We start from the raw sequence: 15540 nt of genomic DNA, 5'->3' as shown, positions 1-15540 counted from the left end.
TTGATATGATTGTTCCATGCCAGAAATGTCTATGGGAACATTGGAACTAGTTCCAGACCTTCACTTTCCGGCAATCCGAACATGAGATTCATATTTTGTACTGCCTGGCCGGCTGCTCCTTTTACCAGGTTATCGATTGCTCCCATCATAATGATACGGTTCGTTCTCGGGTCTATCTTAAAATTAATATCTACATAATTACTTCCCTCCACCCATTTGGTCTCAGGACAGACATCCTTTTCCAGAACACGGATGAACTTCTCATCTTTATAATATTTATCATAAATTGCTTTTACTTCTTCATAAGAAACTTCTTTTTTCAAAGTTGCGTATTCTGTAGCAAGAATTCCTCGATTCATCGGAACCAGATGCGGAGTAAAGTTGATAACGACTTCTTCTCCTGATGCGTATCCCAACTGTTCCTCGATCTCTGGTGTATGTCTGTGAGAGGCAACTCCGTAAGCCTTCATATTCTCATTGACTTCACAGAACAGATTCGGCACCTTAGCCCCTCTTCCTGCTCCCGATGTGCCCGACTTTGCATCCACGATCAATGTATTCATATCAATGATACCTTCTTTTGCCAGCGGATAAGCCGTCAGAATCGAACAGGTTGTGTAACATCCAGGATTTGCAACCAGTCTTGCCTTCTTCACAGCCTCGCGGTTAATCTCACACAGCCCATACACCGCCTCTTCAATAAACTGAGGACTCTTATGTTCAATACCATACCACTTCTCATAAGTTGCCACATCCTTAATACGGAAATCTGCACTCAAGTCTACAATCTTCGTCTTGGAAAGAATCTCCTCATTAATTACAGAAGCACAGAATCCCTGCGGCGTCGCAGTAAAAATCACATCCGCCTGCTCGGCCAACTCTTCCATATTATCATCCAGACACTTCGCATCCACAATCTGAAACATATTCTGGTACACATCCGCATACTTCTTATCTATGTAACTTCTGGAACCATACCACACAATCTTCGCATCCTTATGCCCCATGAGCAATCGAACCAGTTCACCGCCAGCATATCCAGTTGCTCCAATAATTCCAACTTTAATCATATATATTACATCCTTCCCGATTGAATTTTTATAAATTGCACACTTGACAATATTAAACCAATTTACGCAGGTTGTCTAGGTCGGGGACGGGGGTTTTTTCAATTTCCTCCGTCCCAAATTAAATTTGCCGTGTCCCAAATTGTAAGTGCTTGCATAAGTATACATCCAAAATGCATATTATGCAAGCACTTTTCGAGGGTTTTCTTTATTACAATCTTTAGGAACGTATCTGACCATTTTTCTGAATACCTTTTTTGCAAATATTCTCCTTTTTCCTCCGCTTTGCCTTCCTGCTAATTCCCTCTGAATCTGCTGACGACAGTTCCCTCTGAATTCACAACAACAAAAGAAACAGAAGCATATGTTACACTTCTGTTTCTTAATTATAAATGATGTTATCCAAGTTCTTAATGTAAATATCATTCACAATCTTATATAATTGCATATATTATACATTGTTTTTGCATAATATTGCACCCTTTAATCTTTTTATAAATTATTCTTGCATATTTATGTAAAATGGTGTATAGTAATCCTTGCGATTAAGAATGCAGAATTTACTTACGTGTAAAAATATATGTTATTTTAGGAGGATATCTATAATGAAAGAGAAAGTTGTATTAGCCTATTCTGGTGGGCTTGACACCACAGCGGTTATTCCATGGTTAAAGGAAACTTTTGGTTATGAGGTCATCTGTTGCTGTATCAACTGCGGACAGGGCGAAGAATTAGAGGGGTTGGATGAAAGAGCCAAATTATCCGGTGCTTCCAAATTATATATTGAAGATATTGTAGACGATTTCTGCGACAACTATATTGTCCCATGTGTACAGGCACATGCAGTATATGAAAACAAATATCTGTTAGGAACTGCCATGGCACGTCCGGCAATTACAAAACGCCTGGTTGAGATTGCAAGAAAAGAAGGTGCTGTCGCTATCTGTCACGGTGCAACCGGAAAAGGAAATGATCAGATTCGTTTTGAACTTGGTATCCGTGCACTCGCTCCGGACATCAAGATCATTGCTCCATGGAGAATGACAGATCTCTGGACTATGCAGTCTCGTGAAGATGAAATTGCATATTGTAAAGCACACGGTATCGATCTTCCATTTGATGCAAGTCACAGTTACAGCCGCGATCGTAACTTATGGCATATCAGTCATGAAGGTCTGGAACTGGAAGATCCTTCAAAGGAACCAAATTATGAGCATTTACTGGTTCTCAGCGTAACACCAGAAAAAGCACCAGATGAAGGTGAATATGTAACGATGACATTTGAAAAAGGTGTGCCAAAGAGCATCAATGGCGTAGAGATGAAAGTCTCCGACATCATCCGCAAGTTAAATGAACTTGGCGGCAAGCACGGAATTGGCATCTGCGATATCGTAGAGAACCGTGTTGTCGGAATGAAATCTCGTGGCGTATATGAAACTCCTGGTGGAACCATCCTGTATGAAGCTCATCAGCAATTGGAAGAACTGGTATTAGACCGTGCTACATATGAAGTAAAAGAAGAGATGGGTAACAAATTGTCTCAGGTTATCTACGAAGGAAAATGGTTCACACCACTGCGTGAAGCAATTCAGGCATTCATTGAAAGCACACAGGAATATGTAACTGGTGAAGTGAAGTTCAAACTCTACAAAGGAAATATCATTAAAGCCGGAACAACTTCTCCATACTCACTGTACAACGAATCTCTGGCAAGCTTTACAACCGGTGATTTATACGATCATCACGATGCCAGCGGATTCATCAACCTGTTTGGACTTCCATTAAAAGTTCGCGCAATGAAAATGCAAGAATTAGATAAAAATAATAAAAAATAGTAATTTGGGACGGGGGTTTTTTCATTTTCCTCCGTCCCAAATTAAATTTACCCTGTCCCTAATTATATTCTTCGAAGTACTCTTTCGACATTTTCTCCCCAGATCTTATCTAACTGTCGTTCTGTTAATCCGGCTTTTTTTAACGCATCCCACAATCGTTCCATTTGAGAAGCATCTGCAATCTCCTGGACTTCCATACCGTCGAATCCGTCAAAATCCGTACCTATTGCTGGAAATGAGCTTCCTCCTACTCGAATCATATGTAAGATATGTGCGGTCATTTCATTAATTCTGGACTCTTTGGGATTGCCCAGAAATGGTCCGTAAAAATTCAATCCGGCTACGCCACCGCAATTAGCCAGTTCCCGAATCATTTCATCCGTCAGATTTCTTGGATGATTACAGAGTTCTCGACAATTGGAATGGGAAGCCACGACCGGTCCTTTTGCATGCTCCATAACATCCCGAAATGTTCCGTCTGATGCATGGGATACATCTATAATCATTCCCAGTTCTCCCATTCGCTCTACAACTTCTCTTCCAAAATGCGTCAGCCCCTGCCACATACAAGTTGCGTCCTTACTATTGGGATGTCCAATACAATTATTATAATTCCATAAAATCGTTATCAGGCGGACCCCTTCCTTGTAAAGTTTTTCCAGACATTCCATCTTCCCATCTAGAATTCCTCCTTCTTCCACAGTAAGGACAACGGATATTTTATTTTTTTCCACATTCTGTCTAAGTTCCGCATAAGATCTGGCAAATGCGATTTCATCCGAATACTCCTCCAACTGCCTCTTCAGATAAGAGATCATTTCCAGTACATGTTCATACGCTTTTTCATAGCCTCCTATATTTTTATAGTCATCAAAATGTGTAAAGCAGGCAAAAAATTGTGCCTTTGTTCCGGCCTGTTTCATAAAAGGAATGTTAACACTGCAATGATTATCCATCAAATCACCGGTCTGATCGAGATCTATGAGTTTCCATAAAGTATCACAATGCATATCAATAAGTTTCATATCTACTGTCTCCTTCTCATACCTTCATATTACAAGTATACTCTTATTTGCCCCAAAATGAATCCCATTCTGAAAGGAAAATATCTTATGAAACCAATTATTGGAGTCGTCTCTTGTGGATACACTAATAACCGCCAGTTTGTCACCCAGACCTATCTTCAAGCCATCCAGGATGCAGGCGGTATTCCTGTCATCCTCCCTTGCACACAGGCAGAAGAATCTTATTCTTATTACGTGAGAATGTGTGATGGTTTTTTATTCTGCGGAGGTGACGATGTCACGCCCCTTCTTTTTGGAGAGGAATTATTGACCACGCAAGGCAGAACAGACACACAGACAGATCTTTTCCATCTGTCTTTGATGAAATATGTATTATCGTCCCACCTTCCCATCCTTGCTATCTGTCGTGGAATGCAGATTCTGAATATTGCACTCGGAGGCACCATTTTTCAGGATCTGTCTCTGCGCCCGATTTCTTCTCTAAATCACATGCAGCTATCGGAGAACCGAGAAGATACCAGCCATAAGATTACCATTTCATCAAATAGCATACTATATAATATTCTTGGTACTTCTGCTTCTGTTAATAGTTTTCATCATCAGAGTATCCATGTTCTTGGCACGAATCTTAAAATTACAGCCATCGCTTCCGATGGTGTTATAGAAGCTATTGAATCTGTTACTTCTTCTTTCATTATTGGTGTTCAATGGCATCCAGAATGTATGTATCATTCTTTCCAGCCCATGCAGAAATTATTTCTTACATTTGTGGAAAAAGCAAAAAATGCAAAAGATATTCCGTATATTTCCGCTCATCACAGGACACAATAATCAGGAAACCATAGGGAAAAAGGAGGAAACAGATATGGCTGAAATATCAGTACTCGATTTACAGAACCTGCGCCACCTGATCGGCGGATACGACACAAGTCACTGCAAAATGCAGGATTATGCTTCTCAGGCAAAAGACCCTGAAGTAAAAAAACTTTTTCAGGATGCTGCCGATTCTGCCATGAAAAATAAGCAGGACTTGATGAAATTCTTATAGGAGGTAATAAGAGATGTTAGATGAAAAGACAATGGTGAGTGACGCTTTGGCTGGCGTCAACGGCGAGCTTGTCCGCTATGGAGAAATGATTTCCCAGACAGAAAACCAAGAATTAAAGCAATGCCTGAAGCAGATCCGCAATCAGTGTGAAATGTCACAGGAAAAGCTCTATCAGGTAGCAAGAGAAAAAAGTTATTATGTCCCTGCTCAAAAAGCTTCACAGCAGGAAATCAATCATGTCAAATCAGTATTGACCGGACTTTCCATGAAATAGCAAAAATAAAAAGTCTTACCATAAACAAGGCGCTGTCAGAAAACAGAGAGGATATCTCTGACTGACAGCGCCTTGTTTATGAAATAATCCCAGGATGTTTATGCTTCCTGTTCTCCCTGGATATTCTCGCTCTTAATACGTCCCTTCTCTACATTTGGAAGAATGAAATTCTGATAAGCATATTCCCAGAGAGTCTCTGACCCCTCGGCAGTATTCTGGTTTCTTTTCATAATCTGTTCCAGATGCACTCCATGCTCTACCCAGGCTTTTCCATCGGTTGCATCGTTGAGCATCACCGGCTGCAGATTATCCATCGTTCGTGCAAAACGGGCTTCCTTCGTCTCTCTTGCTTCAAATTCTTCCCATATCTTTTTGAATTTTTCACCCTGATCAGGCGGCAGCAACCCAAAGATTCGTTCTGCCGCTTTCTGTTCACGTTCCTTCTGTGTCTTCTTCGCCTCTTCATCGTAAGCATACGTATCGCCGGCATCAATCTCGACAATATCATGGATCAAAAGCATGGTGACCGTCTTAAGCACATCAATCTCTTCATTGGCATATTCACTGAGCAGAATCGTCATGATTGCCATATGCCATGCATGTTCCGCATCATTTTCCTTGCGCTTGCCATCCGACAGATAGGTCTGACGGCCGATAAATTTCTCTTTGTCAATCTCACGTATAAATTCAAATTGTTGTTCCAGACGATCCATCTCTCATTCCTCCATTATCCTGACCAAACACTTCTATCTTAGGCACTTCTCTCAAACTGCGAATTGTAAAGCTCTGCATAGAAACCATTTTGAGCCAGCAGTTCTTCATGATTGCCCTGTTCTATGATATCTCCATCCTTCATGACCAGTATCAGATCCGCATCCCGAATCGTAGACAGACGGTGTGCAATAATAAAACTTGTTCTTCCACGCATCAGGTTATCCATCGCTTTCTGGATTCTTACTTCTGTACGTGTATCTACAGAACTGGTCGCTTCATCCAGAATCAGGATCTTTGGATCTGCCAGAATTGCCCTCGCAATGGTCAAAAGCTGCTTCTGTCCCTGAGACACATTACTTGCTTCTTCATTCAATTCCATATTGTAGCCACCCGGCAGCGTCTGAACGAACCGGTGTACATATGCCGCATTGGCTGCTTCTACCACTTCTTCATGAGTTGCATCCAGCTTCCCATAACGGATATTCTCTTCAATACTACCCTTAAACAGCCAAGTATCCTGCAATACCATTCCGAACATCTGTCGCAATTCACTTCTGTTAAAATCACGGATATCGTGCCCGTCAACTTTGATAGAGCCACTGTTCACATCATAGAATCTCATCAATAATTTTACCATAGTTGTCTTTCCGGCGCCAGTCGGTCCCACAATTGCAATCTTCTGTCCCGGTTCGACTTTTGCGCTGAAATCCTTAATGATCGTATGATCCGGATTGTATCCGAATTTTACATGGTCAAATTCCACCCGGCCTTCCAGACCTTCTACAGATACAGCATTTGGAACTGTCTGATCTTCTTCTGGTTCCTCCAAAAATTCAAACACACGCTCAGAAGCTGCTGCCGTTGACTGCAGCATATTTGCTACCTGTGCCACCTGTTGAATTGGTTGTGTGAAGTTACGTACATATTGGATAAATGACTGAATATCACCAACCTCAATGGCATTTTTCATTGCCAGATATCCGCCCAGAATAACGACCGCTACATATCCAAGATTACCGACAAACTGCATGATCGGCATCATCATTCCTGACAAGAACTGTGACTTCCAGGCTGACTGGCACAGGATATCATTATCCTTATCAAAAGCAGCGATTACGTCATCCTCTTTATTGAATGCCTTCACAATATTGTGTCCGCCATAGACCTCTTCCACCTGTCCATTGACATGCCCCAGGTACTCCTGCTGCCTCATGAAATATTTCTGAGAGCGCTTAACGATTACAGAGATCAATCCCATAGACACCGGCAAAATCAAGATTGCAATCACCGTCATTATTGGACTGATACTTAACATCATGACCAGAACTCCTATGATGGTTGTTACAGATGTGATGACCTGTGTTGCACTTTGGTTAAGGCTCTGACTTAACGTATCTACATCATTGGTAATACGAGATAATATCTCTCCATGAGTCATCTTATCAAAATAATTCATCGGGAGCCGATTAATTTTCTCAGAGATTTCTTTTCTTAAACGATAAGTTAACTTCTGTGACACTCCCGTCATAATGTATCCCTGGATAAAGGAAAATAATGCACTACAGATATACAGACATAATAATGTCAGCAATATTCTGGCAATTTTATCAAAATCAATTCCACTTCCTCCGGATATCTTTCCAACCAGACCATTAAAAATCTCTGTGGTCGCTTTTCCAAGAACCTTTGGACCTACAATATTAAATATCGTACTTCCAATGGCAAATAAAATCACAAAAAGCAATGCAATCTTATACCGCCCGAGGTAGGTCATCAATTTTCCCATTGTTCCTTTAAAATCTTTGGCCTTTTCCCCCGGCATATTGCCGTGGCCAGGTCCATGTCCATGTCCCATGCCTTTTGCCATATTAACCTACCTCCTTCATATCTTCTTCCAGTTCTTTTTCTGACAACTGGGAAGATGCAATCTGATAATAAGTGTCACAGTTTTTCAATAACTCTTTATGCGTTCCTTTGCCCACAATCTTTCCATCATCCAATACAATAATCTGTTCCGCATGCAAAATAGTACTGATTCTCTGTGCAACGATCATTACTGTACTGTCTTCCGTCTTTTCTTTTAATGCAGCACGTAAGGTTACGTCCGTTTTATAATCTAACGCAGAAAAACTATCATCAAAGATATAGACATCCGGATGTTTCGCAATTGCTCTGGCAATGGATAGTCTCTGCTTCTGTCCACCGGATACATTGGAGCCTCCCTGTGAGATCGGACTATGATACTTCTTTTTCTTCGTATCGATAAACTCGGTTGCCTGTGCAATCTCTGCCGCTTCTTTCATCTCATCCTCTGTTCCTTCGGAATTTCCATACATAATATTGGACGCAATATCACCAGAAAAAAGAATACCCTTCTGTGGGACATATCCCAGCTTATCACGCAGATTATGCTGCGTGATATCACGGATATCTTCCCCGTCAATTGTAATCTTTCCTTCTGTCACATCATAGAACCTTGGAATCAAATTTACCAATGTTGACTTCCCACATCCGGTACTTCCGATAAACGCAGTTGTCTGCCCTGGCTTCGCGGTAAATGTAATGTCCTGAAGAACATCTTCTTCTGCCCCTGGATACCGGAAAGAAACATGCTCGAAAGTAACCTCTCCTTTTCCGTCTTCTGGCAGACTCTGAGGCTGATCAGGATCCAGAATTGATGCATCACTGGTCAGGACTTCATCCACACGATCGGCAGAGACAGCTGCTCTCGGCAGCATAACAGATATCATACATATCATCAGGAAAGACATGATAATCTGCATCGTGTACTGAATAAACGCCATCATATCTCCCACCTGCATGTTCCCGTCATTGATACTGTGACCGCCAGTCCATACGATCAAGATAGAAATACAGTTCATGATCAGCATCATCAATGGCATCATAAAGGTCATGGCTCTATTTACAAACAGGTTAATTCTGGTCAGATCTTTATTCGCTTTATCAAATCGCTGCTCTTCATATTTTTCTGTACTGAAAGCACGAATGACTGAAAGGCCTGTTAAAATCTCACGACTGACCAGATTCAACCGGTCTACCATATTCTGTACAATTCTGAACTTTGGCATTACAACGATGAATAATACGCTGACGACCATTAAGATCAAGATAACTGCAAGTGCTATAATCCAGGACATATCAACGTTGGTATTAAACACTTTCCAGACGCCTCCAAGCGCCATGATCGGAGCATACAGGACCATCCTGAGAATCATAACTGTCAGCATCTGAATCTGCTGAATATCATTCGTACTTCTCGTAATCAGAGATGCTGTCGAAAACTTGTCAAACTCACTGTTGGAGAATCCGACTACTTTACGGAAGACGTCTCTTCGAAGTCCACGGCCGATCTTTGCACCCACAAGCGAAGCCAACAGACCAACAATAATACTTGCTGCCATTCCCAACGCTGCCAGCGCAAGCATTTTTCCTCCTGTAATCAAAATATACTTCTTCTCTAAAGCATCTGTATCAATTCCTACATTTTCATAAGCATGCTTAATATACACTGCTGCCGTCTGTTCAACCATAGAGTCCGGCATGGAATCCAACTGACTCTCTATCTCATCTATGACCGAATCTCTCTGTTCCTCTTCCATCATACCGAAGAGATCATAGATGGACATCTGACTTATATCAGGTACCTGCTGCATCTGCTCTTCCATCTGACTCTTCATCTGCTCTTCCATCTGTTTTGTGGTGTCACTTCCCGAGTCAAAGCCTTCGGTCAAAAGCATCGGTTTCCCAAGAATTGCTGCCAGATCATCCATTTTCCTATTATTATCTTCTACCGATTCTTTCAATTCCAGTACAGTTCCGTCATAATCATAATCCTGCTCACTCTTTTCATAAGAATTTTTCACTGTCTCCTGATCATCAGAATGCACGAACAGAAGCAAATGATTCAAGTCCTCTTCTGCAATCGTCAAAGGAACTTTCTCATCAACACCACTTTGTTGAATTCCTATATTGACAATATCAGATGTGTATGTCGGCAAAGACAGATCACAGTACGCCTGTACAACTAATACACACAACACAGCGAAAACAACACCTGCATATGGTTTTAAGAATTTTATTAATTTGCGCATATCTTACCTTTCCTTTCAACTAGTATTTTCTATTCAAGTCTGCAATCATGCGGCATCGGGGGACGCGTCTTTTCCATGACTGTTTTGATGTCCATACCCTTAAACTCTCTGGAATCGAGAAGATTCTGCCTCATTTCCATAAGAAGCCGACGGAGGAGCATCCTCTCTTCCGGAGAAATTCCATGATATACAATGTCTTCCATGCCAGTCAGTACATGCTTTAATTCCTCTATACATTCTCTTCCCCGATCAGATAACTGAATCTGAATAACCCTTTGGTCTTTTGCGTCCGGTTTCTTCAAAATCAGCCCCTGGTCCTCTAACTTTCTCAACGCAACCGTCATAGAAGGCGGTGTAATTCCAATCTTCTCTGCCAATTGCCGTTGAGACATCTTCCCCTCACAATACAGAACAAACAAGATTCCTGCCTGATTTGGCTTGACACCCAGCGCTTCCATACCTTTCATCGCCCGATATCGACTGATATGTGCTACCTGATGCAATAATATAAAAATAGAAGCATCCTCAAATTTTTCCATACTGCACCTCCTCATATATTCATAAAACAAATCTAAAATTAATTAGATATCTAACGGATATATTAGGCATTATAGATATATATGTCAATACTTTTATATTTATTTAAGAATTATTATGGGAAATTTTACAAAAGAATAGTTAGATAATTTAAGAATAGGGGACGGAGGAAAATGAAAAAACCCCCCCGTCCCCAACTATTACAGTGTGTCGGAATCAAGAACGATTGTGAATGGACCGTCGTTTACAAGGCTGACTTTCATATCTGCTCCGAACTGACCTCTTTCTACCACGTTTACCTGCTCTTTGCATTTTGCGATGATGTATTCGTACATATCGGATGCCATGTCAGGTGCGCCTGCTTCGATGAAACTTGGGCGATTGCCTTTTTTACAATTAGCGTATAATGTGAACTGGGAGATCAAAAGTAACTCTCCACCTACCGCCTCTAAAGACAGATTGGTCTTTCCCTGTTCGTCTTCGAAGATTCGAAGTCCAAGCATCTTTTTTACCATCTTATCGGCAATTTCTTTTGTATCTGAATCACTTACGCCGATCAATACCATAAAGCCTTTCCCTATCTTGCCAAGTACTTTTCCATCCACCTTGACTTCACTTTCACTCACCCTTTGTATTACAAATCTCATATTTTTAAACCTCCTGTCATAATGCAAACATTGTTTTGCAGATGTTTTTTGCTGTTTTGGTCACAAATAATCGTTCCATAACGGTTCGTGCAGATTCTTTACTTTCCTGAATTTTGGACAATCTGTCTCATATTCTATCATCCGCATAATCAATTCATGGTTATTCATTTTTCGCCATCTCCTTATCTTTTTTGTCCGGCAGCTGTGCAAGAATAATTGCAGCAAACATCAGAATACATCCGATGGACTCACGGACGGACAGCTTCTCTCCAAGTATCACCCATCCGGCCAATACTGAAAAACAAGACTCCAGACTCAGGATCAGGGATGCAATTGCGGGGTTTACATTCTTCTGTCCGATGATCTGCAGCGTATATGCCACACCACAAGACAAGACTCCAGCATAAAGCAATGGCCATGCAGCATCAACAATCGCTCCCATTCTTGGTGTCTCCAGCAAAAACATAAAAGGCAATGATATGATTCCACAGACCAGGAATTGAATGCAAGACATCTTCACACCTTCCACTTTCGGCGAAAAATAATCAATGACCAGAATATGAAGTGAAAATACCAGCGCGCATGCAAAGAGGAAAATATCTCCTTTTCCAATTGTAAATTTCTCTGTAATGCACAGAAAATATAGTCCTGCCAGTGCAAGTATAACTGCCGTCCATACTTTCCATCCTGTCTTTTTTCCAAGAAAGATTCCTAACACCGGAACAAATACAATATAAAATGCTGTGATAAATCCAGCTTTTCCTGCTGTTGTATACTGGATACCCACCTGTTGCAGACTGCTGGCGGCAAATAAAAGTACTCCACAGGAAATACCACCGATCAGTAGATCTTTCCTGTTTCTTTCTTCTGTCACAGGTTCTGACTTATCATTTAATTTTTGTAAGAGCCAGATACATGGAATCAGAGCTACACCTCCAATCAGGCTGCGGACTCCGTTAAATGTAAATGGTCCCAGATAATCCATTCCTACACTCTGGGCCACAAAAGCGGTTCCCCATATAAATGCCGTTAATATCAGCATAAATGCATTTTTTGGTCTCATACGTGCACCTCATCTTATGTCATTCTTTTCTTGTAGATTGCCTCTGTCCGAAGTTTCAGGACAGACGACATTCGTATTATAGCATATTTATCCAATTCCGTGTATAATAAATAATAATCCGATAATCTTCTCTGGGAGAAACATATGCAGAAACACAAAAACATCTTTTTTTATTGCGGCCTTCTTATGCTTTTCAGTGAGGTCTGGAAACAATGGTGCCTCACTTACATACTAAATAACGGACATTATAACTGGTGGTATTTTCCATTTCAATTATGCAGCATTCCTATGTACATCTGCCTGATACTGCCCTGGATCAGATCACCTCAGATATATGATGCTTTTCTTACTTTCTTAATGGACTTTGGGATGTTGGGAGGCATCTTTGCTTTTTGTGATACAAGCGGAATGTATTATCACTATCCTCCATTGACCATTCATTCTTTTGCATGGCATGTTCTTTTGATTATTCTTGGCCTTTATGCAGGATTTACAATAGGCAAGAACATTTCCATACGAAATTATCTGAAAAGCGCAGGTATCTATCTAATCTGCTGCGTAGTCGCAACAATATGGAACCTTCTTTTTCATCCATACGGCAATATCAATATGTTCTATATCAGCCCGTATTATATAATGGCGCAAAAGGTGTTCTGCAAGCTGGCATTGATTCTTGGAAATAACGCTGGAATCGCAATCTACATTGCCTCTACACTTTTTGGTGCATGGATTTTTCATTGTATATGGATGTTTCTAAAAAGGGGATTGAAAATTTCAGTCAATTCATTATTCTGATAGTAAGGAATGACTCATCTGGTCAATCAAATCTAACAATAAGGAAAACATATTATGAACGAAAAATTCTTTTCCCTGCCGGAAGAAAAACAATTGCAGATTATTAACGCTGCTACGGAAGTATTTGCAAAATATGATTATAAACATGCTTCCACGGATTTAATTGTTTCCAAAGCAGGGATCTCCAAAGGTTTATTATTTTACTATTTTCATAACAAAAAAGAACTCTATCTTTATCTATTCACTTACTTGACTCAGATAATCACGCAACAGGTCGTTGACAATGATTTTACAAAAATTACCGACTTTTTTGAACTTCTGGAATATTCCGCCAATAAAAAGGCAGAAATCCTGCAAAAGAATCCTTATGTTCTTGATTTCGCAGTAAAATCTTTCTACTCCGAGAAAGAAGAAGTCTCAGATAAGCTTCAGGATCTCAATTATGGACAACAGGATGCTATTTTCCAGCAATATCTTGGACATGTAGATACTTTCAAGTTCAAGGATAATTGTAATTTTTACGACATCTTCAAGATGCTGGTCTGGATGACCGATGGTTATCTTCACGAGCTTCGCGTCATGAAAAAAACACTGGATGTTGCAGAGCTGAAAGCTGAATTCCACAAATGGGTCACCATGTTCCGAAAATTATTTTACAAGGAGGAATACCTATGAAAAATATAATCGAAATAGATCACATCACGAAAGATTATGGCAATGGACGTGGTGTGTTCGATATCAGTTTCCAAGTAAAAAAAGGAGAAGTGCTCGGATTCCTGGGACCTAACGGTGCCGGCAAGACTACCACGATCCGCCAGCTAATGGGATTCCTCAGACCAGACAGCGGAAGTGTACAGATCCTTGGCATGGATTGCTTCCATGATGCACATAAAATCGCCGGTTCACTCGGCTATCTTCCCGGTGAGATCGCGTTCATTGATGCTATGACCGGCATAAAGTTCATCCGGTTCATCGCAAATATGAAGGGAATGAAAGATCTTGGCCGTGCGCCAGAATTAATGGAGCGTTTTGAGTTGAATCCTTCTGCAAAGATTAAAAAGATGTCCAAGGGGACCAAACAAAAGATCGGCATCATATGTGCATTTATGCAAGACCCTGATATTCTACTTCTCGACGAACCAACCAGCGGTCTTGACCCTTTGATGCAAAATGAATTCATAGACTTGATACTAGAAGAGAAAGAAAGAGGAAAAACCATCCTCCTGTCTTCCCACATTTTCGAAGAAGTCGAACGAACCTGTGATCGCGCTGCTATCATCCGTGAAGGAAAGCTGGCTGCTGTGGAAAATATAGACGCCTTACGCCAGAACAAGCAAAAAATCGTAGAAGTACATTTCCCGACTGTTGAGATTGCCAAAGCATTTGCTAAATCCATGCCTTCTTCTATGCAAAAAGGCAGCATTGTTTCCGTAAAGATAAAAGGAAACATGGATGACTTTATTAAACAAGTTGCCAATTATCCTGTCACCGACCTGGATATCAAGGCTCAGACCCTAGAAGAAATATTCATGCATTTTTATGGAGGAACTACAGATGATCAATAAAACATTATTTCGAAAAGAATTCAAAGCCAATTACATATTGCTTCTTATCTTTCTTGGCATCCTCACCATGTATTCTTGCATGATCGTTTCCATGTTTGATCCGAAACTTGGGGACAGTCTCCAGGCCATGGCAGACAGCATGCCTGAGATCTTCGCTGCTTTTGGAATGGCAGATGCCGGAACGACACTGTTAGAGTTTGTCACCAATTACCTCTATGGAATGCTGTTCATTGCATTTCCGGGTGTATTCATCATTCTCTTGTCCAACCGGCTTATTGCCCGATATGTAGACAATGGCTCCATGGCTTACCTGCTTGCCATACCACGTAAACGCAGCCAGCTCGCAATTACACAGGCAATCTTCATGGGATTCTGCCTGTTGATCATGGCAGTATACGTAACCAGCCTGATCATCATCGAAAGCGAATTATTATTCCCAAAAGAACTGGAAATTCATGCATTTCTACGCATAAACATCGGACTATTCGGGCTGTTCCTGTTCCTCGGAGGCATCTGCTTTTTCTTCTCCTGCTTCTTCAACGAAAGCAAATACTGTACCGGAGCCAGCGCAGGAATCGTTATCTACTCCATCCTGATCCAGATGATCTCTCAGGTAGGAGACAAATTCGAAAATCTAAAATATGTCACACCACTGACCTTATTCGACACCGACGGACTGGCACAATCCGCCTCCAAGGCCTGGGTAGGATGCGGAATATTATATATAATCGGAATCCTGGCATTTTTGATGGGAATACGTGTCTTTAGCCATAAAAATCTTTCTATTTGACAAAAAGGTACAGGGCAAAAGTAAAAAGGGGACGTAGTATTTTGCAAAAATACTACGTCCCCTTTTTA

General features: G+C 41.0%; 16 protein-coding genes. 8 read left to right on the top strand and 8 right to left on the bottom strand.

The genetic code is table 11. The annotated features are described in order from the left end of the window. Window positions 1-29 precede the first annotated feature (29 nt). Window positions 30-1070: an N-acetyl-gamma-glutamyl-phosphate reductase gene (gene argC / locus ACQRBH_RS07660; RefSeq protein WP_235233255.1), complete on the bottom strand. Its 1041-nt coding sequence runs from the start codon at window positions 1068-1070 to the stop codon at window positions 30-32. 602 nt (window positions 1071-1672) lie between these two features. Between argC and ACQRBH_RS07655 the strand changes: the two genes are divergently transcribed. Beyond that, on the top strand, window positions 1673-2902 hold the full coding sequence (locus ACQRBH_RS07655) for an argininosuccinate synthase (protein ID WP_427761298.1): 1230 nt from the start codon (window positions 1673-1675) through the stop codon (window positions 2900-2902). A gap of 62 nt (window positions 2903-2964) precedes the next feature. Here the strand turns inward: ACQRBH_RS07655 and ACQRBH_RS07650 are convergent, their stop codons facing one another. Continuing rightward, window positions 2965-3927: a dipeptidase gene (locus tag ACQRBH_RS07650; RefSeq protein ID WP_427761297.1), complete on the bottom strand. Its 963-nt coding sequence runs from the start codon at window positions 3925-3927 to the stop codon at window positions 2965-2967. 87 nt (window positions 3928-4014) lie between these two features. Here ACQRBH_RS07650 and ACQRBH_RS07645 point away from each other — a divergent pair, with 87 nt between their 5' ends. From ACQRBH_RS07645 to ACQRBH_RS07635, 3 genes are read left to right on the top strand one after another with little or no spacing between them, the layout of a single operon-like run. Next, complete coding sequence (locus ACQRBH_RS07645; RefSeq protein WP_235233251.1) at window positions 4015-4758, top strand: gamma-glutamyl-gamma-aminobutyrate hydrolase family protein; 744 nt, start codon at window positions 4015-4017, stop codon at window positions 4756-4758. Window positions 4759-4792: 34 nt separating this feature from the next. Next, window positions 4793-4975, top strand: a complete 183-nt coding sequence (locus tag ACQRBH_RS07640) for a hypothetical protein (protein ID WP_235233250.1) — start codon at window positions 4793-4795, stop codon at window positions 4973-4975. Window positions 4976-4988: 13 nt separating this feature from the next. After that, a complete protein-coding gene (locus ACQRBH_RS07635; protein ID WP_235233249.1) occupies window positions 4989-5249 on the top strand; it encodes a spore coat protein in 261 nt (86 codons plus the stop codon). 98 nt (window positions 5250-5347) lie between these two features. Here ACQRBH_RS07635 and ACQRBH_RS07630 read toward each other — a convergent pair whose 3' ends face one another. From ACQRBH_RS07630 to ACQRBH_RS07605, 6 genes are all read right to left on the bottom strand, one after another. Further along, complete coding sequence (locus tag ACQRBH_RS07630; protein ID WP_427741933.1) at window positions 5348-5962, bottom strand: HD domain-containing protein; 615 nt, start codon at window positions 5960-5962, stop codon at window positions 5348-5350. A 38-nt stretch (window positions 5963-6000) separates the two neighbouring features. Beyond that, entirely contained in the window at window positions 6001-7830 is a 1830-nt protein-coding gene (locus tag ACQRBH_RS07625) for an ABC transporter ATP-binding protein (protein WP_427761296.1), read from the bottom strand. A 1-nt stretch (window position 7831) separates the two neighbouring features. Next, window positions 7832-10075, bottom strand: coding sequence for an ABC transporter ATP-binding protein (locus tag ACQRBH_RS07620; RefSeq protein ID WP_427761295.1), 2244 nt, complete (start codon window positions 10073-10075; stop codon window positions 7832-7834). 29 nt (window positions 10076-10104) lie between these two features. After that, entirely contained in the window at window positions 10105-10614 is a 510-nt protein-coding gene (locus tag ACQRBH_RS07615) for a MarR family winged helix-turn-helix transcriptional regulator (protein WP_235233753.1), read from the bottom strand. A gap of 198 nt (window positions 10615-10812) precedes the next feature. Beyond that, the gene (dtd, locus tag ACQRBH_RS07610) at window positions 10813-11259 is read right to left on the bottom strand and encodes a D-aminoacyl-tRNA deacylase (protein WP_235233755.1); all 447 of its coding nucleotides are present in this window, start codon (window positions 11257-11259) and stop codon (window positions 10813-10815) included. Between the two features lie 160 nt (window positions 11260-11419). Beyond that, on the bottom strand, window positions 11420-12322 hold the full coding sequence (locus ACQRBH_RS07605; protein ID WP_427761294.1) for a DMT family transporter: 903 nt from the start codon (window positions 12320-12322) through the stop codon (window positions 11420-11422). Between the two features lie 144 nt (window positions 12323-12466). On the opposite strand from ACQRBH_RS07605, the gene ACQRBH_RS07600 reads away from it, so the two are divergent. Genes ACQRBH_RS07600 through ACQRBH_RS07585 form a run of 4 tightly spaced genes read left to right on the top strand, consistent with a single transcriptional unit; the run spans window position 12467 to window position 15472 of the window. Continuing rightward, window positions 12467-13117, top strand: coding sequence for a hypothetical protein (locus tag ACQRBH_RS07600; RefSeq protein WP_427761293.1), 651 nt, complete (start codon window positions 12467-12469; stop codon window positions 13115-13117). Window positions 13118-13171: 54 nt separating this feature from the next. Beyond that, entirely contained in the window at window positions 13172-13792 is a 621-nt protein-coding gene (locus tag ACQRBH_RS07595; protein ID WP_427761292.1) for a TetR/AcrR family transcriptional regulator, read from the top strand. Next, window positions 13789-14682 carry an ABC transporter ATP-binding protein gene (locus ACQRBH_RS07590; protein WP_427761291.1) on the top strand — a complete coding sequence of 298 codons (894 nt, stop codon included), beginning with the start codon at window positions 13789-13791 and terminating at the stop codon, window positions 14680-14682. Before ACQRBH_RS07595 ends, ACQRBH_RS07590 begins: the two co-directional genes overlap by 4 nt. Beyond that, the gene (locus tag ACQRBH_RS07585) at window positions 14672-15472 is read left to right on the top strand and encodes an ABC transporter permease subunit (protein ID WP_235233762.1); all 801 of its coding nucleotides are present in this window, start codon (window positions 14672-14674) and stop codon (window positions 15470-15472) included. Before ACQRBH_RS07590 ends, ACQRBH_RS07585 begins: the two co-directional genes overlap by 11 nt. Window positions 15473-15540: the final 68 nt, after the last annotated feature.

The organism is Bariatricus sp. SGI.161 (assembly GCF_050313695.1).
Lineage (GTDB): Bacteria > Bacillota > Clostridia > Lachnospirales > Lachnospiraceae > JAFBIX01.
Note: the sequence above shows the minus strand (reverse complement) of the source record. Positions and strands in the feature narration are given on the sequence as shown.